Source organism: Corynebacterium tuberculostearicum (assembly GCF_022347385.1).
Lineage (GTDB): Bacteria > Actinomycetota > Actinomycetes > Mycobacteriales > Mycobacteriaceae > Corynebacterium > Corynebacterium tuberculostearicum_M.
On record NZ_JAKRDT010000026.1, the window covers coordinates 1 to 21,952 of the forward strand.

A 21,952-nucleotide genomic window follows, 5' to 3' on the forward strand; every position below is an offset into this window, starting at 1 on the left:
GCAGACGGCACTCCTGGTGCAACCTTCTAGCCCCCGATGACTTCGAGGCGCTTAATTCAGCTACACTGACCCAAGCAGCATAGCTAACCCCCGACGTGTCTACTTTCCGGGGGCCAGGCCCCGGGGAAGAAACTTTCAGTACAGTGAATGGGGAATCATTACTGTCCCGCGATACCACCAGGAGACCAACCATGACCGCCAACGTTCGCTACAGCGATCCCTTTACCTCCGCAGACAAGGAAGTTGCGGCGCCGGAGGGCGCGGAATTCGTTGTAGTGCGCAAGCGCGGCGAGTCCGCGGTGGATGGCGAGGTTATGAGCTTTCACAGCACCCGCGAAGAGGCGCGTGAGGCAGTTATGGCTGGCCTGACCGAGGAATTTAAGACGGCCGTGGATAACGAGCCGATTTACGTCACCCACGCCCGCCTGCGTTCGCTTTAGAAACGCTTGACCATCACAAAGTGATCCTCGTGGCTGCCCACGTGCTCGAAGCCGAGGTGTTCATAGAGACCCTTGGCGCGGGGATTATCGGGGTGGACGGCTAGCGAGATGCCGGGGGCGCGCAGGGTCTGGGCGAGGGAAATGGCGGCGTCGATAAGCGCGGTGGCAATGCCCTGGCCCTTATAGCGGGCCTCGACCGCGATCGCGAGCTCCGGAATGGCGGGCTCGACAAAGCCAAAGCCGTGATTGTCCTCCGTACCCCAGTTGAGCCACACGCCGCCCGCCGGGACGAGCTCCTGCCAGGCGATGAAACCGCCCTGGTTGGGATCCCAATTTTCCACGTAGAAGGCAAAATCATCGGCGAAGTCGGGGGAGAGCTCGCCGTGCTCGTCACCGAAGGTATCGGTAAGGAAATTGAGGCGGGCGAGGTAGGTGCGGTCAGATTCCTGCGTTGCGCGAAGTTCCATAAGATCCACGATAGACGGCGGGGCAGCAGCGTGGGGTGGGCATGCGAAAATCCCCTCCGCACAGGCTGGTGACCTGCGGGGAGAGGATTGTGCTAACGCTTAGGCTAAGTGGTAATTGCGGACGTCGTGACCGTTGAACTCGCGCTCGATGCCGGCCTCATCCACGGAGTGGAAGGTGGTTCCGTTATCGATGGCGAAGCGCAGGTTGTCCACGCGAGAGGAAGGGTCTTTGGACACAGCACCCGCCGGGAAGTAGTACGTTGAGCCGTCTTTGAGCTTGACGGTGAGGGACTCAAAGCTCATTGTTCATCTCCTTGTAGAAAGATCCCTAATGTGGGAATTCAATCAAGAGATTTTTGTTTAGGCAAAGCAATGAGATCTAGACAACGCTACGCATACCCCCACGGCGGGGTGGTAAGCGTATTTATTCCTAGGTTTACAGGCGGTGCTTGCCCTCGTTTTGGTGGTCATCGGTAACGCGGGTGGTATCGGCCGGCTGAGCTGCTTCTTCCTCGCGGTGCTTGGCCAGCTGCTCATCGATGGAACCGAGGAGCTCCTCATCGCGTACGGCACCTTCTTCAACGAGGTCAGACTGGGTGTCATTCTCGCTGGTGGAGGTGTAGACCAAGGTGGATTCCGGAGCGGTGTGGGAATCGGACTGGAAATCATCCACGCGTGGAGGGGTCTGGGACGGCTTGTCGTTGGAGCGCAGCCAGTAGTAGACACCACCGGCTGCAGCGGACAGCAGGGCGATAATGCCGGCGAAGATCCAGCCCTTAGAGGACTTCTTATTCTTCTTCTGCTTCTTGGCTACCTTGGCGGACTTCTTCTTGAGGTTCTTCTGGGCCTTCTGAGAATCCTTCTTGGCCTGCTTGCGGGCCTTCTTAGCCTTCTTGGTGGCCTCTTCCTTGGCGTCGTTCAGGCGCTCGGTGGCGTCTTCGCGGTAGTCGTTGAACTCCTCCAGGGCGCGCTCGAGGCGGGAGTGTGCGGCGCGGGTAACGGCGCCTGCCTGGCGGCGTGGCTCGGCGAAGTTGCCGTTATCGCGCTCGTCCATCTTCTGTGCGGCCTCTTCCAGGGCGGTGTAGGCCTCGCGGGACTTTTCCTCGCGGTAGTTATTGAACTGGCTCCACAGGTTCGATGCGGTCTTAAAGGCCACGTTCAGCGTGGTGGGGTTCATGGGGTGGAACACTCCTTAACTCAGATTTATCAATTCGCTTTCACCCAGCATAGTGACGTGGTGGGCGGTGTACCACCGTTGGCGTCGTGGCGTGCAGGGGGAACGCGCTAGAAATAGACCGCTTGGTTCAGAATCCACGATTATTATTCACCTGATTTTTCGTCAACCTCGCAGTTTGCAGGCCTGCAAAGGTATCACCATTACAGAATCGCTACCGCGCAAACTGAACAGCTTGGTACGTTTTTCTCAACACACCAACGACGACCAGCAAAGGAGGTGACCATGAGCCCGCGACTTTCGGCTTCCGCGCCCTTGGATTTTGAAAGCGAAGAGGAAGCACCTGCGCCCGAGCGCCTGGCCCTTTCCTTTGAGGTAATCCCGCCGCGCCACGATGCCGATGCCGCCAAGATCGACCGCTTACTAGAGGTGCTGGAAAGCTATCACCCTGATTACATCGCGGTGACCAGTTCCCAGCGCTCCGGTTGGTTGGAGGGAACAGCGGCCTTCATTGAGAAGATCTCGCAGAACACCTCTATGCGCCCCCTGGCGCACCTGGCCTGCACGGCCGGGACGCGCGACGAGCTCATCGGGTGGATTAATCGCTTGGTGGATGCCGGCGTGCGCGGCCTGCTGGCCCTGCGTGGCGATCTCCCCGAAGGGGGCATGCCAGAGCATTACCTGCAGCATGCTGATGAGTTGGTTCGCCTCATCCGCCAGCTGGAAAGCCACCAGGCCGCCCGCTTCGCCGCCGGCCGCCTCGCGGTGAGCGTGGCGTGCTACCCCAGTGGCCATGCCGAGTCCAAGAACGAGGACGAAGACTTCGACGTCCTGCTCAATAAGCAGCGCCTCGGCGCGGACTTCGCCATCACCCAGCTCTTCTTTGACGCGGAGGATTTTCTTCGCTTCGCCCAAAGAGCGAAATTGGCCGGGGTGAAGATCCCCCTCATTCCGGGGATTATGCCCATGACCAGCCTGCGCCGGTTGGAGCGAATGGGGCAGCTGTCCGGGCTGACCGTACCCGAGAGGGTACGCACTCAGCTCGCGGCAGCGACAACCCCAGAAGAGGAATACGAAATCGGCATGGAGCTTAGCGCCCAATTGGCCCGCACCATCGTGGCCGGCGGCGCGGACGGCCTCCATATTTATACCCACAACAACCCGGACATTACGCAAGACCTGTTATCTCGAATCGGAGTAGACAATGACGAACACTAACTTCCCCAAGGCGACGATTGAGGGCTACCCTCGCGTCGGTGCCAACCGCGAACTCAAGCGTGCGCTGGAATCCTACTGGGCCGGCCGCATCGATGCGGAAACCTTCGAGTCCGCCGCACACTCTCTGCGCCTGGATACTTATAACCGCCTGCGCGACCTGGGCCTTACTGAGGACTACGCCATTCCTGCCGACGTCGCCTACTACGACCAGGTGCTCGAGACCGCACTGACCGTTGGCGCCGTGGCCGGCGAGACCTTGGATGATGAGTTCACTTTGGCGCGCGGCAATAAGGACACCGCGCCGCTGGAGATGACCAAGTGGTTCGATACCAACTACCACTACATCGTCCCGGAAATCGCCGATGACCAGGCCTTCCAGGCGCACCCGCAGCGCGTTATCAAGCTGGTAGAAGAGGCCCGCGCGGCAGGCCACACCGTGCGCCCATACCTCGTCGGTCCGGTCACCTTGCTGGCCCTGTCTAAGCAGGCAGAGGGTGCTACCAAGTCTCCGCTCGACCGCTTGGATGATGCCGTTAAGGCCTACCAGGAGGTACTGGCCGAGCTGGATAAGTCCGGCGTGAAGTGGGTACAGCTGGCCGAGCCTGCTCTAGTAGCGGACCTGACCATTGCCAACGATGAGGAACTGGCCGCCCATACCAAACGCGCCTATGAGGCCATCTTGGCCGCGGACAACCGCCCGCAGGTATACCTCACCACCCCGTACGGTTCTGCCCGCAAGGGCCTGGACGTTCTAGCGGAGCTTAAGCCAGAGGCCGTCCAGGTGGACCTTTCCGTAGGAACCCTGGCACTGGATGAGGGCTACCTCGAACGCGTGAAGAACCTGAAGTCCCACGTGGTTGCCGGCCTTATCGACGGTCGCAATGTCTGGGCCGCCAACCTGCGCGACCTGCGCTCCAAGTACGAGGACCTGGAGGGCAGCCTCGACTCCCTGTCCGTATCGACCTCCGTATCCTTGCAGCACGTGCCGCACACCGTGGAGGCAGAAACCAAGCTGCCTGCAGACGTCGCTACCTGGTTCTCCTTCGCCAACGAGAAGGTCAAGGAAGTCGTCGCCCTCTCCCAGGGCCCGCTGGAGGCACCGGAGGCTTATAGCATCAGCGACCGCGCGGTGCGCACCCGTGCCGAATCCGAGCGCATCCACAACGCGGCGGTGAAGGCGCGCATCGAGGAGCTGCCGGCCGGCGAGGTCAAGCGCGAGCCCGCCTTTGCCGAGCGCAACGAGGCGCAGAAGGAACTCGGCCTGCCGCAGCTGCCAACCACCACCATCGGCTCCTTCCCCCAGACCAAGGAGATCCGCCAGGCGCGTGCGGCGCACCGCAAGGGCGAGCTTTCCGACGCCGACTACAACGCCGCCCTCAAGGACGAGGTCAAGTCCGTCATTGAGCTGCAAGAGCGCCTCGGCCTCGATGTCCTCGTCCACGGCGAGCCGGAGCGCAATGACATGGTCCAGTACTTTGCCGAGCTGCTCGATGGCTTCGTCACCACCGAAAACGGCTGGGTCCAGTCTTATGGCTCCCGCTGCACCCGCCCGCCAATCGTGGTTGGTGACATCTCCCGCCCGGCTGCGATGACCACCGAGTGGTCCAAGTACGCACAGTCGCTCTCGGAGCACCACGTCAAGGGCATGCTCACCGGCCCGGTGACCATCCTGGCCTGGTCCTTCGTCCGTGATGACGTACACCAGTCCGTCTCCGCGGACCAGCTCGGCGTCGCGCTGGCGGATGAGGTGCATGACCTGGAAGAGACCGGCATCGACATCATCCAGATCGACGAGCCCGCCCTGCGCGAGCTGCTGCCTCTGCGTGAGGAAGACCGCAAGGCCTACCTGGACTGGGCCGTGCGTTCCTTCCGCCTGGTAGCTCTCGAGGCCAAGCCGACCACCCAGATCCACACCCACCTGTGCTACTCCGAGTTCGGCCAGATCATCGATGCCGTTGCCGGCCTGGATGCCGATGTCACCTCCATCGAGGCGGCCCGCTCCCGCATGGAGCTGCTGGAGGATATCGACGAGACCTTCCACTCCGAAATCGGCCCGGGCATCTACGATATTCACTCCCCGCGCGTGCCTTCCGTCGCGGAGATGGCCGAGCTTATCCGCGCCGCGCTCAAGCACGTGCCGGTCGAGCGCCTGTGGGTTAACCCGGACTGCGGCCTTAAGACTCGCGGCTACGAAGAGACCGAGGCCTCCCTACGCAATATGGTTCTGGCCCGCGATGAGGTACGTGATTCCCTCTAAGTCCTCTTAGCCTCATAGAATCCCGGCTGGGAAATGGGCAACTTGCCCTTAACTGGCCGGGATTTCGCGCTTTGCTTTGCGGCGCTTGTTGATCCACCCGATGATCATTGGCAGCACAGAAATTGCCACGACGATGAGCATAATGATGTCGATGGAGTGGGCGATGCCGGGGATACCGCCCAGAAGTACGCCGACGAGCAGCATGGAGCCTACCCAGCCGATGCCGCCGAGGATATTCCAGCGCAAGAAGGAGGAGTAGCCCATTTCCGCGGTGCCGGCGGCGAAGGGGACGAAAGTGCGCACGATTGGTACGAAGCGGCCCAATACGAGGGCCACCGGGCCGTGGCGCTGGAAGAAGTCTTCCGCGCTATCGAGGTGTTCGGTGCGCAGGATGCGGGCATCGTCCTTGAAAAGCTTGCGGCCAAAGCGGCGGCCTAAATAGAAGCCCACCTGGTCGCCGGCAAAGGCGGCCACCGCGGCCACGACAAAGAGCAGCCAGGCGTTGATATCGAGTTCGTGGCGCAGGATGGCCGCGGTTACGAGCAGTGAATCACCCGGCAGGAATGGGAAAAGCACGCCGGACTCGATGAAGATGACGACGGCGACGCCGAGGAGGATATAAGGTCCGAAACTCTGGAGCAGCGAGCCCGCGTCCATGAGGTTGTGGAGGGAGGACAAGAAATCCATGAGTGGATCCTTTCGTTGTAGCTCTTCTAGTATCCTCCGCAAACTGCAAAGTGGCTGCGAATCCGCTGGGTGTCTGAATGGAACCGGTATGTTTCTTTTCTCCTCCTAGCTTCCGGGTAAGCGACATCACTAGCGTGGAGGTATGAACCACTCCGCATTCCGCAATAGCCAAGACACTTTTCTCTCTGATGCCCTCGCTGGGCTCATCGCCAACCACCCCGATGCCCGCTGGCACGACGTCGGCTTCATCAGCCGCACCACGCCGCTGCGCACCGCGGACGGCGATCCGGCAGTGGCGGTGATTTCCGGTGGCGGTTCCGGTCACGAACCGATGCATGCCGGGTTCGTCGGCCAGGGCATGCTCGCAGCGGCCTGCCCGGGGCTGCTCTTTACCTCCCCGAACGCGGTCCAGGTCAGCGAGGCCACCCAGTGGGCTGACCAGGGCAGGGGAGTAGTCCACGTGGTGAAGAACTACACCGGTGACGTCATGAACTTCACCGTCGCCCGCAACGCCGCCGAGGCGGTAGACACCCGCACGGTGCTGGTGGCCGATGATATTGCCACCGATGACAACGAGGACGGCCCAGGCCGCCGCGGTACGGGCGCGACCATTCTGGTGGAAAAGGTCGCAGGCGCCGCTGCCTACCGCGGCGATGACGTGGACACAGTCGCTGAGTTGGGCAAGCGTGCCGCGGAGAATTCCCGCAGCATGTCCGTAGCGCTGGGCGCCGGCTTCATGCCGACCACCGGCCGCGAAACCTTCGATCTCGAGGCCGGCCAGATGGAGGTGGGCGTGGGCATTCACGGCGAGCCGGGCACCCACACCGAGCAGGTGGGTAGCGCGAGCGCCATTGTGAACCAGGTCCTGGAAAAGATCGTGCCCGCCCTTGAGCTGGGCCAGGGCGATGAGGTGGTGTGCCTGGTCAATGGCCTCGGCGGCACTACCCCGCTGGAGCTGAGCCTGCTCTTTGGTGAGGCCGCCGCGCAGCTGGCCCAGCGCGGCGTCACCGTCGCCCGGTCGTTGGTGGGCTCCTACGTCACCGCGGTCAATATGCACGGCGCTTCCTTTACGCTGCTCAAGGCGGATGCGGAGTTGCTCGAGCTTATCGACGCCCCCACCTCCGCCCCCGCCTGGCCCCATACCCTAGGCGGTGCGAAGGCGGTGGATCCGGCCACCATCACCTTCCAGGACGAGCTGCCCACCGAGGGCGAGGAAAATCAGTGGCTCACCGCCTTTGTGGAACGCCTCCAAGCCTCCTTTGAGGCGTTGACTGAGCTGGATCGCAAGGCCGGCGACGGCGACTTTGGCCAGAACATGGAGGCGGCCTTCGGCGGCATCGAGCTTCCCCTGCGCGGCACGGATACGGAGATCCTCACCGGGCTGGCCAAGCGCCTGCTCGTCCTCGCCGGCGGTACCTCCGGGGCCGTCTTCGGCACGCTCTTTACTGAGCTGGCCCGGGCGGAGTCGCTGGCGGATGGGCTCAATGACGCGGTCGACCTCATCCACGAGCTTGGTGGCGCGAAGCGCGGCGATCGCACCATGCTCGATGCCCTCATCCCGGCCGCCGAAAAGGCCCGCGAACTGGGGGCGAAGGATCCGGATGCGGAGACTTTGCAGGCGCTTTTCGCAGCTGCTCATGCCGGAGCCCTCGATACCGAGGACCTTGCCGCGAAGAAGGGTCGCGCCTCCTACCTGGGAGATCGCAGTAAGGGAGTAATCGATCCGGGCGCCCTCGTGGTCAGCTGGCTCTTTGGGGGAGGACCTCTTTCAACGCGCTAAGCGAGCGCAGATCCCCATTCCCCGCACGGTCGAGGTGGAGCGCGTGCAGCCCCGCCGTGCGCGCGCCCTGCACATCGTTGGCTAGGGAATCGCCCACCATGAGCGTGTCTGCGGGGGCCGCACCCAGCTGATCGCAGGCGGCGAGGTAGGCCGCGCGCTGCGGTTTGGGGCAGCCAAGGTCGACGGTGGGGATGAGGTGGACGTCGGCAAGCGCAAGGCCCGTGGCCTCCAGCTTTGCCTGCTGCATCTCGCGCTCGCCATTGGTGAGCACGCCCACCTGGAAGCCGGACTCGAGGGCCCAGGTGAGGGTGGGCAGGGCGTCGGCAAAAGCGCGCCATTGCTCCCGGTAGGCGGAAAGATAGCCGTCATAAGCGGTCAGCGCCTCGGCATCGCTCATCTCCCGGCCGAGGAATTCGCGGCAACGCGCCGCCCGCTGACCCTGGTGGGTGACCTCCCCGCGCTCGTAGGCGCTGAACCACTTGCGCTCGATGGCTGCAAAGCGCGCATGCTGGCCCTCGGGCAGTCCTAGCTCGCGGCACCATTGATCCACCGCGTCCCGGGCCGCGCCGGTGTGGTCGAGCAGGGTGTCATCCAGATCAAAAAGTAGCGCGCGAATCATGCCTTCAGGCTAGCGCGATCGCTGACAGCGTTATGTTATGCGCGGCAGGCGCGCGTTAAATTCTTTACAATGGCTGGCATGACTCAGAAGACCGCAACTGCAACGATGCATACCAACTACGGTGACATTGTTATCGATCTCTTCGGTAACCACGCACCGGTAACCGTTGAAAACTTCATCGGCCTGGCCAAGGGCGAGAAGGACTACTCCACCCAGAACGCAAAGGGCGAGCAGTCCGGCCCGTTCTATGACGGCGCAATCTTCCACCGCATCATCGATAACTTCATGATCCAGGGCGGCGACCCAACCGGCACCGGCCGCGGTGGCCCGGGCTACCAGTTCCAGGACGAGTTCCACCCGGAGCTGCAGTTCGACCGCCCATTCCTGCTGGCCATGGCCAATGCTGGCCCAGGCACCAACGGCTCCCAGTTCTTCATCACCGTGGCGCCGACCCCGCACCTGAACAACCACCACACCATCTTTGGTGAGGTTACCGATGCCGCCTCCCAGGAGGTTGTGTCCAAGATCGCCAAGGTTGATACCGACCGCATGGACCGTCCGCACGAGGACGTTGTTATCGAGTCCATCGATATCGCGTAATCGCCTTTTCCCTCGGGCCCGTCACCGCATTATCCATGCGGCGGCGGGCTCGTTGCAGTTTTCCCGAGCTATCTACCACTAGACCCGCCTCAAGGACTGACAACTTCATGACCATGGTGAGAAACTATGTCCGCACCACCCCGGCGACCGCGCTCATCGCCGCCGTCTGCATTATTGCCTGGCTCATTACCGCCGTGCAGGCCCGGACGCTGGGCGCTACCTTTTATGAATCCGACCTCGCGGTGGACTGGGGCCTGTGGGGCCCGCAATACCCGATTGCGCCGCAGACCGCGCTGTCTTCCGCGTTTATGCACCTGGACGCGGGCCACGTGGCGGTGAACATGATCATGCTCGTGCTCATCGGCAGGGAGGTGGAGCGGGCCCTTGGCACCGGGTTGTACCTCGCCGCCTACCTCATTTCTTGCCTTGGCGCGTCCGCCATGATCTTGACATTCGACTTTGAGACCCCCACCGTCGGCGCCTCGGGTGCGCTCTTCGCGCTCATGGCCATGCTGGTGGGTGCTTACCGCCAGCGCGGGCTCGATCTCCGCGCACCCATCGCCCTCGTTCTGGCGAATGTGGCCTATACCTTCTTAGCCGATGGCGTATCCCTCTGGGGACACCTTGGCGGGTTGTGTACAGGCATCGTGTTGAGCCTCTTCCTCTATCGAAAAAGTCCCGCCCTCCGCTGGGGCGGCGTTGCTGCGGTGGCCGTGGTAGTCCTCGCACTATTAGCCCAACAAGCTGGGGTTTGGGGATAACTGTGGAATTTGATCACCGGAAAGCGTGTGCGAAAGAATTCCACAATGGTTATCCACATTGTGGATAACTACATTTTTGTAATTTACCGAACGCTTTTCCGGAGTTTTCCCTGATCACGCTGGTCTAGACCGTGCGAAAGTGCGAAAATCAGCTTGTGGAAGCCCGTGAAAACAGTTATCCACAGGGTGTTAATAATTGTGTGAAATTCACATTTCACAGGTTTTCTCCACAGCCTGTGGATAACTTTCTACCCATTGTGTTAACAAGACTGATAAATTTGGGCACTGACCTGCATAAGGAGCATTGTGGATTATCAACCTCGCGCTGTGATCGTCGGCGCAGGCCCGAATGGGCTCACGGCCGCGGCGCGGCTGGCTATGGCCGGATGGCGTGTGGATATCTACGAGCGCGCCGGCCGGGCCGGTGGTGCGGCGGCATCCTCCGCGGAGATTTTCCCGGGCACGATTGTGGATCTCGGTGCGGCTGGGCACCCCTTTGGCATAGCGAGCCCGGCCTTTCGCGCCCTGAACTTGGATGCCTACGGTGTGCGGTGGCGCAATGCTCCTTATCCCATGGCTCATCCGCTCGAAGGCGCGCCGGCCGGGATCCTGCACGGTTCCTTGGCGGATACGGCGGCGGAGTTGGGGACCGATGCCCAGGCGTGGAGGCGGCTGCACGGGCACATTGTCCGCCACATCGATGAGCATGTGGACAACGCGCTTACCCCGCTGGTGCGCTGGCCAGATCGCCCTGTGCGCTTGGCGCAGTTTGGCGCGGCTGGAGTTTTGCCCGCCAGCAGCTTGGCGCGCGCGGCCTTCCGCACGCCCCAGGCACGCGCCCTCTTTGCGGGCAGCGCGGTACACGCGATCACCTCGCCGACTACGCCTTTTACCTCGGCGTTCGGCCTGCTCTTTGGCGGGCTTGGCATGACCCGCGGCTGGCCTGTGGTGGAGGCTGGCACCGGCGCTCTTATCGACGCCCTCCTTAACCTCCTGCGCTCCCACCACGCCCGCCTCCACACCGGATGCGAGGTCACCGACCTGCGGGAGCTGCCTCCGGCCGATGCGACCATCCTGAACCTCACCCCGCGCCAGATAATGCGGCTGGGCGGTCTGGAACTGCGGGACGGCACTCGGCGGAGCCTGGCCCGCTGGCGCTATGGCAGCGCCGTCTTCAAAGTGGACTTTCATCTCAGTGAGCCCGTCCCATGGGACGATCCGCGCGTGGGCCAGGCCGGCACCGTGCATGTGGGAGGAACGCTGGAGGAGATATGTGGGGCTGAGGGGGACGTCGGCAAGCGGCGCATGCCTAAGCGCCCCTTGGTATTGGCATGCCAGCAATTTGTTGCCGACCCCTCCCGAGGGCAAACGCTGTGGACCTATGCGCATGTCCCGCGCGGCTATGTGGAGCGCTATCCGGGCGAGGTCACCGAGCTGATTGCCGCCCAGATCGAGCGCTTTGCCCCCGGATTTCGCGATACCATCCTGGCCACCCACGCTACGAGCCCGGCCGATCTGGAGCGATGGAATCCCAATCTGGTGGGTGGCGATATCGCCGGCGGTTCCATGACCGGGCTGCAAACCCTCCTGCGACCGCGCTTCTCGGCCCATCCGCATCGCCTCGCCCCGGGAGTTTTCATGGCCTCTAGCTCCGCCGCTCCCGGTGCTGGCGTGCACGGTATGCCGGGGTGGTGGGCCGCCGAAGAAGCGCTTAGCGCGTGGAACGGCGCTGCCAAATAAAGAAGCCCGCGCCGATGAGCCAGAGAGTCGCGGCGGCGCAGTACCCAGGGATGGTCGTGGTGCGGGGCAGGTAGGAACTGCCTGGAACGAGTCCGGCAACCACGGGATCGAGGAGGAAGCCAAGGACGGCGAGGTAGTCGAACCAGCGGAACCGTGCCGAGGCCGCGCCGGCCAGCCCCAGTACCGGTCCAGAGAGGAGCGCCAAGAAGAACCACTGGGCGTTGTACTCGAATGCCTCGCGCCAGTTATATACACCGAAAACCACGAGCAAGGTGTAGTGCACCGTCAGCATCATCACGATGATTCCCGTACCGGCCAGGAGTGCCTTGAGCCACCGGCCCGGAAACTCCTTACCCATGAGGTAGCTAAAGATTCCCCACACCATGCCCGAGCCCAGGACGTTGCCTAGGTAGTTGCGCACGGAAAGGCGGAGGGGAGCGGCGCCGGTGAGTAGGGTGGCGTCGGCAAACGCGATGTGCACGACCGCGTAGGCCACCGAAATGATGAGGCCAGCAGCAAGAATATGGCGAGACATGTGGCTCCTAGATATGAAAAACCCTCGCCACCTACAGGAGGTAGGGAGCGAGGGAAAAGGCTGTGGCGTTTAGCTTAGCGCCAACCCATGGTCATTAGCAGGCCGATGATGGCCAGGCCGAAGCCGATGCCGTAATTCCATGCGCCGAGATCCGCCATGAACGGGATGTCCTGGCCAGCGAGGTAATTGACCACAAGCCACAGCAGGCCGATGACCATCAGGCCCAGCATGATAGCGACGTACCACTTCGGGGTGCCCTCAGAATTGATCTTGACGGGCGTGCGGTTGGTAGCAGAGCTCGAGGTAGGGACGGAGGAGCTCTGGGAAATCTTTGACTTCGGCATAAGATACCTTTTCTAGATTTAAGTTCTTATCTAAGTTCGTACTGAGGCCTTAGGATACCAGCAGTTATGGTTGCGGCAGAAGTGCAGCGGGATCAAAGTTCCACAGGCGGATATCAATGTTTTGATCCTTGCGCATGGTATCGCCTGGATTCACAGCGGCCCAGCCAATCTTATTGTTATCCACCAGTGCGCCGGTAGGCACGGGCTCGCCCGGCACTAATTGGCCAGTCCAGCCAGCCTCCCGCAGCGCAGCCTCGGCCTGGCCTTCATTCTTGCGTACCAGGTCAGGGGCCTTAAAGAGCATGCCATTGGATACCTCAACGGTAACCGGCTTGCCCTTTTCCAGCTCCGCACCCTGGTTGGAGACGCTGAGCACCGTGCCCTTCGGCTCCAAGGAATCCACCTCGCGGACGTCTACATCAAAGTCATTCGACTCGAGGCGGCTCTGGGCATCCTCGACGTCCATGCCGGCGACATTGGGCACGCGCCTCTTTTCGACGCCCTTAGAAACCGTCACCCGTACCTTCGATCCCTTGGACAGCTGCGTGCCGCCGGCCGGGTCCTGCTTGATGATCTGGCCGGCCGGGGACTCATTGTTTTCTTCCGAGACATCGGAATTGAGCACCAAGCCTGCCCCTTCGAGCGCCTGGGCGGCCTCATCCAAGGTCATGCCGGTGATATCCGGGACGTCCGTAATCTCCTTGCCGGAGGAAACGGTCAGGGTCACCGAGGCATTCTTCTGCAGCTCGGAGCCTGGGGCCGGATTAATGCGGATGGCATTATTGCGTGGAATATCCGGGTTGGCCTCCTCATTGACGGTGACCTGCAGACCCATGTCTTCTAGTTCCTTGACAACTTCGTTGCGCGGGCGGTTTTCCACCTCGGGCACGGTGATTTTGTCCTCGCGGGCCGATTGGGTCTGGCGTGGCTTATCCTCAGAGTCTTTATCGTTGGAGAAGAAATCCCAGGCGAAGTAGCCCACGATGGCCACCAAGAGGGCGGCCAGGAAGGCTGCCAGCCACTTCATCCAGCCGCCACCCTGATTGTCATCGTCCTCGGTGGGGCGGGTGGACTGGATTGGCGCGCGGTGCGCGGCCGCAGCTGGTGCGGCGGCGCCGACCATTTCGGTAGGCTGCTCGTCTTCTTCCTCGTTGACGTGCATGCGCGCTGCAGCGGTGACCTGCCCGTTGCGCAGGCGCTCCAGATCGCCGGCCATCTCCCAAGCGGACTGATAACGATCCGCCGGGTGCTTGGCCATAGCGGTAAGTACTACCGCATCGATATTGACGCGTTGGGTAGGAGTCAGCGAGGGATCCGCGATGAGCTCCGACGGCGGGGTCGGCTCTTCCTGTACATGTTGATATGCAACTGCAAAGGGGGTTTCGCCTTCAAATGGGGTCTGACCGGTAAGGGCCTCATAGAGCACGCAGCCCAGTGCATAGACATCGGAACGGGCATCCGCGTTCTTACCGCGGGCCTGCTCCGGAGAAAGGTACTGGGCGGTGCCGATAACGGCGGAGGTTTGCGTCATCGCCGAGGTGGAATCATCCAAGGCACGGGCGATGCCGAAGTCCATCACCTTCACCTGGCCGGTGTTGGTGAGCATAATATTCGCCGGCTTGATATCGCGGTGGATAATCCCGGCCTCGTGCGAGGCTTGCAGTGCATCCGCTACCGGTTTGAGAATATCCGCTGCTTCCTGGGCGGACAGAGCGCCATCCTCGCGAATGATATCGCGCAGGGTGCGGCCGTTGACCCGCTCCATGACGATATATGGGATGGTCATGCCATCCAGTTCGGTTTCGCCGGTGTCATAAACCGCCACGATATTGGGGTGATTCAGCTTGCCCGAGTTCTGCGCCTCGCGGTAAAAACGCTCGCGGAAGTTGACGTCGCGCGCCATTTCCGGGCGGAGCATCTTTACCGCTACTTGGCGGCCTAGGACGGTGTCTTCGGCAGCATAGACCTCAGACATGCCGCCGGCGCCGATGATCTCGCCTCTCCGATAGCGGTCATTGACCATCGCTTAGTCACCCTCCTGTGTAAGTAGATCGGCCAAGTCTCCGGGGAGCTCATTAGCCTGCGAGTTTACTGGAGTATCCAGCTCAGGTGTAGTTTCAACGTGCGTATCCTGCGGATTCTGTTGCGTCGGCACGGCCGGGGGCTGTTCCTGGTGGGTAGGCGAGTGGCGCGTGGGTACCTCGCGGTGAGTAGTGGTACGCGGGGCTTCTTCCTGATCGGATTCCTGCGGCTCGGTCTCTGTCACCGTCACTGGTGCGGGGGCCTCTTCCGTATCTTCGTCTGGGGTGTCCTGCGGGGTGGTGGTGGGATCGCGGTACTCCGTAACCACCGAGGTCTCCGGGGTGCTGGAGGGGTCGCTTTCTCCCTCGTTATCGCTCAAGTTGTGGTAGGCAGCGTAACCACCACCGGCCACGGCTGCGAGGAGCAGGGTGATACCCAGGCCCTTCAGGAAGGAGGAGCCACCCTTGGACTTTTTTGTGGGAGCGGTTCCTGCAGCCGGATGGATGGTGGTGGGTTGGGCAACGTTTCCCAGCATCTCCGTCGATGCTGACGGTGAGGGCTCGGGTGCGCGTTGCGTTAGCGGTGCGGACTTAGGCTGCGGCGGGCGCTTGCCCAAGCGAACTGCGGAGATGGCCAGGGTGAACTCATTGCCGTCGGCATAGCGGGTGGCCGGATCCTTGCGCAACGCAATGCGGATGAGCTCGCGAGCCGGGGCGCTGATATTCGTCGATAGTGGCTCTGGCTCCTGGTTGATGTGCGCCAAAGCGATGGACACGGAGGAATCTCCGGTAAAGGGACGCTTGCCTGCCAGCATTTCATAGCCGACGACGCCGAGCGAATAGACATCGGAAGCCGGCGTGACGTCCTTGCCCTGTGCTTGCTCGGGCGATACATATTGCGCGGTACCCACCACCATGCCGGTGCGGGTCAGCGGCACGGCCGCGGCCGCCTTGGCAATGCCAAAGTCTGTGATCTTGACCTGGCCATTTTGCGTAATGAGGAGGTTGCCGGGCTTGATATCGCGGTGGACCAGCTCCATGCGGTGAATGATGGATAGGCCATGTGCTGCCTGCTCGAGGACGTCGAGAGCGAGCTCTTCTTGCAGCGAATTTTCGCGCGCCAAAAGGTCTGCGAGGGATTCGCCGCGCACATACTCCAAGGCCATGAAGCAGAACTTGCGGCCGTTATCCTCTAGCTCGCGGTAGTCATAGGTGGCCACCACGTTCTCGGACTGAATGGATTCGGCGGATTTCGCCTCGTTGCGAAAGCGCGAGAGGAACTCCTGGTTATCGGAAAATTCCGGGCGCAGAACCTTGAGCGCTACCTCACGATCATTGCGGGTATCATCAGCCAACCACACGGTGGACATTCCGCCGTGACCGATGATCCACTGCAGCTCGTAATCGCTGCCAATCAGTGCCTGGAGATGTTCCTTATTCTCGGCGCTATTCATTACTGCTCCCCCTGGTATGCGCGCAGGATAGCGCGGCCAATTGGGCCGGAAACCTTGCCGCCCGTCGCGGACTCACCCAAGTTACCACCATTTTTCACCACGACGCCTACCGCGATATCGCGTTCCGGATCGAAGGCAACGTACCACACATGCGGGGCCAGCCCCTCGCCGTGCTCGGCGGTGCCGGTCTTGGAGGCAAAGCCGTTACCGTCATAGCCCCAGGACGAACGCTCGGAGGCATACATCAAGTCAGTAAGCGTCGCCGCAGTTTCCTCATTAACCGCCTGGTCTGCCTTCTTCGGCTTGGTGGTGCGGACGTCCTTCATCTGGGCGTCGGTAATGCGATTGACCAGGTAGGGCTGCATGCGGGTGCCCTTATTGGCGACGGTGCCCGCCATGACGGCTGCCTGCAGCGCGGTCATGGTGACGTCGCGCTGGCCAATGGCGGACTGCGCCGTGGCCGCCCCATCCGGCAAATCACCCAAGGTGCCGGCGGAGGTAGACACGCCGAGGTCGTAATTCTCGCCCACGCCAAAGGCCTTGGCGTACTTGCGCAGCTCATCAGCGCCGAGCTGCTCCGACATTTCTACAAAGGCGGTATTGCACGACAGCGCAAAGGCGGTCTGCAGGGTTACCGCATCCTGACCATTGCACTTTTGGTTGGCGTAGTTAGTCAGCTCCGTCACCGTATCCGGCAAGGTAATGACATTGGAACCGGTCAGGGTGGAGGAAGGATCAAAGCCATTGTTAAGGCCCGCCGCGGTGGTGATGATCTTGAAAATGGAGCCAGGAGGCAAGGTCTCTGCACCGGCGTGGTTGACCAGCGGCTGCCCCTCCTGCTCCTGCAGGTTGGCCCAGGTCTCCTCGGCAGAATCACCCATTAGATCATTGGGGTTATAGCCAGGGTTGGAGGCCATGGCAAGGATCTTGCCGGTCGAAGGCTGAATGGCAACCGCAGAGCCCTCGTAGCCAGGACCCACGAGCTGATCGTAGGCCGCCTGCTGGAGCGCAGGATCGATGGTGACCTCTACATTGGCGCCCTGCTTCGGTTTATCGGCCAGTGCGTCGAGCCAATTCTGCTTCATCAGGGAGTCATCGGTGCCATTGAGGATGTCATTTTGGGATGACTCCAATTCGGAGGCGCCAAACTGGCTCGACAGGTAACCGGTCAGGTTGCCAAAGGCCGGCGAATCAATGGGGTAGGAGCGCGAGTAGGTCTCATCCGGGTTTTGCGTGGACTGCGCCAGCACGGTATTGCCCGCAAAGATCTGGCCGCGCGGGGTGGTTTGCATCTCCATAAACCCGCGCATATTCCGCGGATTATGGGCGTACTTATCCTCAGAAAAAGCCTGGATTACCGTCATATTGACCAGCAAAATGGCGGTCAAAATGATGGCGAACAAGGACACTAGGCGGATGGATCGATTCATCGGTGAGCCTCCTGGACCGACGGGAACATGGAGGTATCGCTCGGAGCATTGCCCGAGGTCTCCTGCATGGGGCGACGAGCCGCGTTAGAGATCCGCAGCAGAATCGCCAACAACACGTAGTTAGCCATGAGAGAGGAACCACCGGCAGACATGAATGGCGTAGTCAGGCCGGTCATCGGCAGCAGGGCAGAGATGCCGCCGGTGACCACGAAGACCTGCACGGCCAAGGTAAGAGAAAGACCGGAGGCCACCAGCTTGCCGTAGGTATCGCGGGTGCGCAGCGCGGTGCCGAAACCGCGGGTGGTCAGCATACCGAAAAGCACCAGCACGGCGGCGAGGCCGATGAGGCCGAACTCCTCACCGATTGCAGCAAGGATGTAGTCCGAGTGGGCCACCGGAACTAGTTCTGGATGCCCCTCGCCCAAGCCGCTGCCAGAGATGCCGCCGGAAGACAAGCCGAATAGCGATTGGGAGAGCTGGAAACCCGTGACGTCATAGTTACCCAGCGGATCCAGGAAGTTGGAAAAGCGCTGCTGGATCTTGGAGGAAATCTGGTAAATGCCAAACCCGCCGACGCCGACGAGGACCACGCCGATGAGCAGCCAGCTCACTCGGCCAGTGGCCATGAATAGCATGCCGAGGACGGTGCTAAACAGCAGCAGTGCCGGGCCAAAGTCATTGGAAATACCCATGATGACGATCGCGATGGCCCACACGATCAAGATGGGTGCGAGGTCGCGAAGGCGCGGCAGGGAGATACCGAATACTCGGTAGCCTGCGACGGTAAACAGGGAGCGCTTCTGCGTCAGCAGCATGGCGAAGAACAAGATCAGCAGGATCTTGGAGAACTCACCCGGCTGGATGGAGAAGGGGCCCAAGTTTATCCAGATACGTGCCTCCACGTCCTCAGGCTGCGGCCATACCAGCGGCAGGGCCAGCAGGACAAGGCCGGCGGCGCCCAAGATATAGGAGTAGCGCGTCAGTGACCTGTGATCCTTCAAAATGGCCAAGACAAGCACAAAGAGCACGAGTCCGACGATGGTCCACATGACCTGGCGCACGGCGAGGCCGCTTTCATTGACCAGATCCAGGCGGGCCAACATGATGAGCCCGATGCCATTGAGGATCGCCACGATGGGCAGCATGATCTGATCGGCATAAGGCGCTAAAAAGCACATCACCAAATGGGCGACAGTAAAGACTCCAATGAACCCGCCAATGAGATAAACCAGATCCATGGTCAGCGCGTTGTCTTGGGATAGCTCCAAGCTGACCAAAGTAATAGCAAAGACGATGGCGGCTAGGATGAGCAGGCCGAGTTCGGTGCCTCGGCTAAAAAACTTTTTCACAACCTACACCTCCCGGCAGGTGACGCCAGGTTTGTTTTTCTTGGCATCCTTTTTATCTTTTTGGCTCGGCGCAGTGATACATGGTTTGAGCGCCTTATCGCCCAAATCATTGATCTGTTGCTGCACCTCACCTAGATCACCAGTGGAGAGATGGTCGACGGCGCTGCGTTCAGATTCCGGCAGGTCCGTGACCTTCAGCGGCGTGAAGTCGCTCTCGCACGGCTGGCTGGAAAATAGCAGCGAGTTGCTGTCATTAATGCACACGTTTTGGTGCGTGGAGTGTAGTTCCTTGCCAAAGACGGAATAGTCAGCACCCTGTTGGATGGTGATTTCTTGTGCCTCGTTGGTAGCCACGTAGTAATTATTGGACAAGAAGTTCTTCGCCCACAGACCGAAGCCGATGACCAGCGCGAGCACGATGAGCAAGGCAATGAGGACCTTCCAGCCGATCTTTCGACCGGAAGTTTCGTCCTCCGTTTCGTCGTCAGCAGGCTTGGGGCGCTCGTCCTCGCCCTCGGCCATGACGGCCGGTGGAATTACTTGCGGCTTGCGGGAGAGCTGTGCCGCCCGCGAAGCAGAAGAATCCGGATGGGTGGGCTCTTCCGTCGGGCCGGCGAGCGCGCCCACGCGGAACGGCTCATGTTCCTTGGGCTTTTCTTCAGTTACTTCACCGATTACGACGGTGACATTATCCGGGCCGCCGGAGCGGATAGCCAGGTCCACTAGGGTGGATCCGGCCTGCTCGATGCTGCCTTGACCCAGCGCGGTTTCGATGGTGGACGCGGTTACGGGGTCCGAAAGTCCATCGGAACACAGCAAGATGCGGTCGCCCGGCTTGGCGTCGAGAGTAAACAGCGTTGCTTCAACCGGACGGCCCGTATAGGCCTTCAGGATGAGGGACTTTTGCGGGTGCGACGAGACGTCGCCCGGGTCCAGCTCGCCTTTATCCACCAAGGACTGCACGTAGGTATCGTCCTTGGTGATCTGCTTGAGCTTGCCGTCGCGCAGCAGGTAGCCCCGGGAATCTCCCACGTGGCAGACGCCGAAATCCGTGCCGTTGAAGAGCATGGTGGACAGCGTGGTGCCCATGCCTTCGGTTTCTGGATGCGCCTTGACGTGGTCACTGATGGCCTCGTTGGCCTGGTCGGCGGCCGCTTCCAGCAGGGCCTTGGTGTCTTCCTGGCCCGGATCTTGGTCCAAAATTTCTAGGTGGTTGACCATCAGCTCGGAGGCAACCTCGCCTGCCGCGTGGCCACCCATGCCATCGGCCAAGATCAAAAGGTGAGGACCGGCGTAGCCCGAGTCCTCGTTGTTATCGCGAATGAGGCCGCGATCGGACTTAGCAAAGAAGTTCAGCTTCAGTGTCATGCGTTCAACCTCACGGTGGTGCGGCCCAGCTTAATTTCGGAGTCCGCGCCGACTACCTCGGGTTGGTCGATGCGCACGCCATTGACAAAGGTGCCATTGCGAGATTCCAAATCCTCCACAACCCATTCGCTGCCGCGGCGGAATAGCCGGGCATGGTGGCCAGAAGAATAATCGTCGCCCGTGACAAAATCGCAGTCAGAGGCGCGGCCCAACGTGCAGTCCTCCAACGTGCCCAATTCCATATGGGAGCCCTGCAGGGGCCCCTCCACGATGGACAGCTGCTTAATCGCTTCCCGACGCCGCGGTGCGCCAACCTTCTTCGACTGCTGGCGGATAGCACCAGCAGACTTATTAGTATCGCGGCGCATGGCGTTCAAGGCCACCAGGATAAAAATCCAGAGCAGAGCCAACAAGCCGATGCGAAGCGCCAGCATGATGACTGCATCCATGGCGACCTCCCTTCCTTAACTGAACTTAGTAGCTGTGCGAATCAAGGCCCGTAATGCGGACCTCGATGTGGGAATGGCCCATGGTGATCACGTCGCCATCGGCAAGCAGCCAATTATCAATCGGCGTTTCATTCACCGTGGTGCCATTGGTGGACTGCAAATCCACCAGCACTGCGTCTTGGCCGTTCCAGGTGATCTCCGCGTGTTGGCGGGAAACACCCGTATCCGGCAGGCGCAGGTCCGCGTCATTGCTGCGGCCGATAATATTGGAGCCTTCCTGGACGTGGTACACGCGGGACGAGCCGTCCTGCAGCATCAAGTTGACTGCTGGGCCCTGCGGCTGCGGGGCGGGTTGACTATCTGGAGCAATGAAAGCGGTAGTTACTGCATCATCGGCGGTATTGTCGTGCTGCTCGGTCATCTGGTCCTCCTGACCATCAAAGTCGTGGAAAATAGCCTCAAAACCGGTCTCTTCCGTGGGCTCGTGATCAATAAACGAGGACACGCGAAGCTGACCCGTACGCAAACCAGATTCCTCCGCCACCCGCACGATCACGGGGCCCGCAAGGGACCATCCGCTATTGCGAATAAAGCGCGTCAACTGGTCTGCACAATCGGCCGGCAGGTTGCGATCCTGGGACAAGTTCTCCAAATCCTTGGAGGAGACACCTACAGTCATCACGTTTGGACTATAAAGATTGTCATCGTCGCCGCGCGCGAGATTGTCTTGAGCCTCTTGCTTCAAAAGCTCATCAATTTCCGCGGGAACGACCTTGCCACCGAAGACAAGTGCCATGCCGTTATCAAGGCCGCGTTGCATGGCGGAGTCCAGCTTCGCCAGCTTTTCCAAAAACGCCACGAGCCATTCTCCTTTCCACCATGCAGCGATCAGTAGCGATCAGTATAGTTTGTTCACCCCCTCGAAACGTAGATGGCGACGCGAAAGTTCCCAGAAATTTCGCCACCCCCTCCTCGAAATAGTCTACTTTTCCTGCAGATTTGTAGTTTAATACGCTTTTCGTGGTATCTTTATCAAGTCGCTAAGACAACCACACCCTGCCCGGGTGGCGGAATTGGCAGACGCGCTGGCTTCAGGTGCCAGTGTTCGATAAGGACGTGCGGGTTCAAGTCCCGCCCCGGGCACCATGTGAAGTCTCGAGACATCGTTCCGGTCGATGCCTCGAGATTTTTCGTTTTCAGTTGCCCTGTTGGGGGTCAAGTTCGTTGTCTTTCTTGTTGTAATAGATCTTTTCTTCGGC

Annotated in this window: 21 protein-coding genes and 1 tRNA gene; 8 read left to right on the forward strand and 14 right to left on the reverse strand. The window is 60.9% G+C overall.

The window, feature by feature from the left end:
- The first annotated feature begins 191 nt into the window (after positions 1 to 191).
- Entirely contained in the window at positions 192 to 440 is a 249-nt protein-coding gene (locus MHK00_RS11070) for a hypothetical protein (protein WP_250411840.1), read from the forward strand.
- On the opposite strand, the gene MHK00_RS11075 is transcribed toward MHK00_RS11070, so the two are convergent.
- The 3 genes from MHK00_RS11075 to MHK00_RS11085 form a co-directional block, all read right to left on the reverse strand.
- The gene (locus MHK00_RS11075) at positions 437 to 907 is read right to left on the reverse strand and encodes a GNAT family N-acetyltransferase (protein ID WP_150851190.1); all 471 of its coding nucleotides are present in this window, start codon (positions 905 to 907) and stop codon (positions 437 to 439) included. The two genes, MHK00_RS11070 and MHK00_RS11075, sit on opposite strands and share 4 nt — an antisense overlap.
- Positions 908 to 1,006: 99 nt before the next feature.
- Complete coding sequence (locus tag MHK00_RS11080; RefSeq protein WP_005326240.1) at positions 1,007 to 1,210, reverse strand: hypothetical protein; 204 nt, start codon at positions 1,208 to 1,210, stop codon at positions 1,007 to 1,009.
- Between the two features lie 133 nt (positions 1,211 to 1,343).
- Positions 1,344 to 2,084, reverse strand: coding sequence for a hypothetical protein (locus MHK00_RS11085; RefSeq protein ID WP_250411841.1), 741 nt, complete (start codon positions 2,082 to 2,084; stop codon positions 1,344 to 1,346).
- 282 nt (positions 2,085 to 2,366) lie between these two features.
- On the opposite strand from MHK00_RS11085, the gene MHK00_RS11090 reads away from it, so the two are divergent.
- Positions 2,367 to 3,299: a methylenetetrahydrofolate reductase gene (locus MHK00_RS11090; protein ID WP_250411843.1), complete on the forward strand. Its 933-nt coding sequence runs from the start codon at positions 2,367 to 2,369 to the stop codon at positions 3,297 to 3,299.
- A complete protein-coding gene (gene metE, locus MHK00_RS11095) occupies positions 3,286 to 5,556 on the forward strand; it encodes a 5-methyltetrahydropteroyltriglutamate--homocysteine S-methyltransferase (protein WP_250411845.1) in 2,271 nt (756 codons plus the stop codon). The genes MHK00_RS11090 and metE overlap by 14 nt, the downstream gene beginning before the upstream one ends.
- A 48-nt stretch (positions 5,557 to 5,604) precedes the next feature.
- Here the strand turns inward: metE and MHK00_RS11100 are convergent, their stop codons facing one another.
- A complete protein-coding gene (locus MHK00_RS11100; protein WP_250411847.1) occupies positions 5,605 to 6,243 on the reverse strand; it encodes a DedA family protein in 639 nt (212 codons plus the stop codon).
- Between the two features lie 142 nt (positions 6,244 to 6,385).
- Here MHK00_RS11100 and MHK00_RS11105 point away from each other — a divergent pair, with 142 nt between their 5' ends.
- Entirely contained in the window at positions 6,386 to 8,023 is a 1,638-nt protein-coding gene (locus MHK00_RS11105; protein WP_250411849.1) for a dihydroxyacetone kinase family protein, read from the forward strand.
- Here the strand turns inward: MHK00_RS11105 and MHK00_RS11110 are convergent.
- Complete coding sequence (locus MHK00_RS11110; RefSeq protein ID WP_250411850.1) at positions 7,983 to 8,642, reverse strand: HAD family hydrolase; 660 nt, start codon at positions 8,640 to 8,642, stop codon at positions 7,983 to 7,985. The genes MHK00_RS11105 and MHK00_RS11110 overlap by 41 nt on opposite strands.
- 69 nt (positions 8,643 to 8,711) lie before the next feature.
- Between MHK00_RS11110 and MHK00_RS11115 the strand changes: the two genes are divergently transcribed.
- From MHK00_RS11115 to MHK00_RS11125, 3 genes are all read left to right on the forward strand, one after another.
- Positions 8,712 to 9,242 carry a peptidylprolyl isomerase gene (locus tag MHK00_RS11115; protein ID WP_005326254.1) on the forward strand — a complete coding sequence of 177 codons (531 nt, stop codon included), beginning with the start codon at positions 8,712 to 8,714 and terminating at the stop codon, positions 9,240 to 9,242.
- Positions 9,243 to 9,349: 107 nt separating this feature from the next.
- Positions 9,350 to 10,003, forward strand: a complete 654-nt coding sequence (locus tag MHK00_RS11120) for a rhomboid family intramembrane serine protease (RefSeq protein WP_250411852.1) — start codon at positions 9,350 to 9,352, stop codon at positions 10,001 to 10,003.
- A 306-nt stretch (positions 10,004 to 10,309) separates the two neighbouring features.
- Positions 10,310 to 11,743 carry a phytoene desaturase family protein gene (locus tag MHK00_RS11125; RefSeq protein WP_250411854.1) on the forward strand — a complete coding sequence of 478 codons (1,434 nt, stop codon included), beginning with the start codon at positions 10,310 to 10,312 and terminating at the stop codon, positions 11,741 to 11,743.
- On the opposite strand, the gene MHK00_RS11130 is transcribed toward MHK00_RS11125, so the two are convergent.
- The 9 genes from MHK00_RS11130 to MHK00_RS11170 form a co-directional block, all read right to left on the reverse strand.
- Positions 11,715 to 12,278: a hypothetical protein gene (locus MHK00_RS11130; RefSeq protein WP_250411856.1), complete on the reverse strand. Its 564-nt coding sequence runs from the start codon at positions 12,276 to 12,278 to the stop codon at positions 11,715 to 11,717. The two genes, MHK00_RS11125 and MHK00_RS11130, sit on opposite strands and share 29 nt — an antisense overlap.
- A gap of 74 nt (positions 12,279 to 12,352) precedes the next feature.
- A complete protein-coding gene (gene crgA / locus MHK00_RS11135) occupies positions 12,353 to 12,622 on the reverse strand; it encodes a cell division protein CrgA (RefSeq protein ID WP_005326260.1) in 270 nt (89 codons plus the stop codon).
- A 64-nt stretch (positions 12,623 to 12,686) separates the two neighbouring features.
- Entirely contained in the window at positions 12,687 to 14,645 is a 1,959-nt protein-coding gene (pknB, locus tag MHK00_RS11140) for a Stk1 family PASTA domain-containing Ser/Thr kinase (protein WP_250411858.1), read from the reverse strand.
- 3 nt (positions 14,646 to 14,648) lie between these two features.
- Positions 14,649 to 16,097: a serine/threonine-protein kinase gene (locus MHK00_RS11145; protein WP_250411860.1), complete on the reverse strand. Its 1,449-nt coding sequence runs from the start codon at positions 16,095 to 16,097 to the stop codon at positions 14,649 to 14,651.
- A complete protein-coding gene (locus tag MHK00_RS11150) occupies positions 16,097 to 17,527 on the reverse strand; it encodes a penicillin-binding transpeptidase domain-containing protein (protein WP_200436177.1) in 1,431 nt (476 codons plus the stop codon). The genes MHK00_RS11145 and MHK00_RS11150 overlap by 1 nt, the downstream gene beginning before the upstream one ends.
- The gene (locus MHK00_RS11155) at positions 17,524 to 18,876 is read right to left on the reverse strand and encodes an FtsW/RodA/SpoVE family cell cycle protein (RefSeq protein ID WP_239279069.1); all 1,353 of its coding nucleotides are present in this window, start codon (positions 18,874 to 18,876) and stop codon (positions 17,524 to 17,526) included. The genes MHK00_RS11150 and MHK00_RS11155 overlap by 4 nt, the downstream gene beginning before the upstream one ends.
- 3 nt (positions 18,877 to 18,879) lie before the next feature.
- On the reverse strand, positions 18,880 to 20,244 hold the full coding sequence (locus MHK00_RS11160; RefSeq protein WP_250411862.1) for a PP2C family protein-serine/threonine phosphatase: 1,365 nt from the start codon (positions 20,242 to 20,244) through the stop codon (positions 18,880 to 18,882).
- The gene (locus MHK00_RS11165; RefSeq protein ID WP_005329668.1) at positions 20,241 to 20,693 is read right to left on the reverse strand and encodes an FHA domain-containing protein FhaB/FipA; all 453 of its coding nucleotides are present in this window, start codon (positions 20,691 to 20,693) and stop codon (positions 20,241 to 20,243) included. The genes MHK00_RS11160 and MHK00_RS11165 overlap by 4 nt, the downstream gene beginning before the upstream one ends.
- Positions 20,694 to 20,718: 25 nt before the next feature.
- Positions 20,719 to 21,552, reverse strand: a complete 834-nt coding sequence (locus tag MHK00_RS11170; RefSeq protein ID WP_150851627.1) for an FHA domain-containing protein — start codon at positions 21,550 to 21,552, stop codon at positions 20,719 to 20,721.
- Between the two features lie 199 nt (positions 21,553 to 21,751).
- Here MHK00_RS11170 and MHK00_RS11175 point away from each other — a divergent pair.
- A tRNA-Leu gene (locus MHK00_RS11175) sits at positions 21,752 to 21,839 on the forward strand.
- The last annotated feature ends 113 nt before the right edge of the window (positions 21,840 to 21,952 follow it).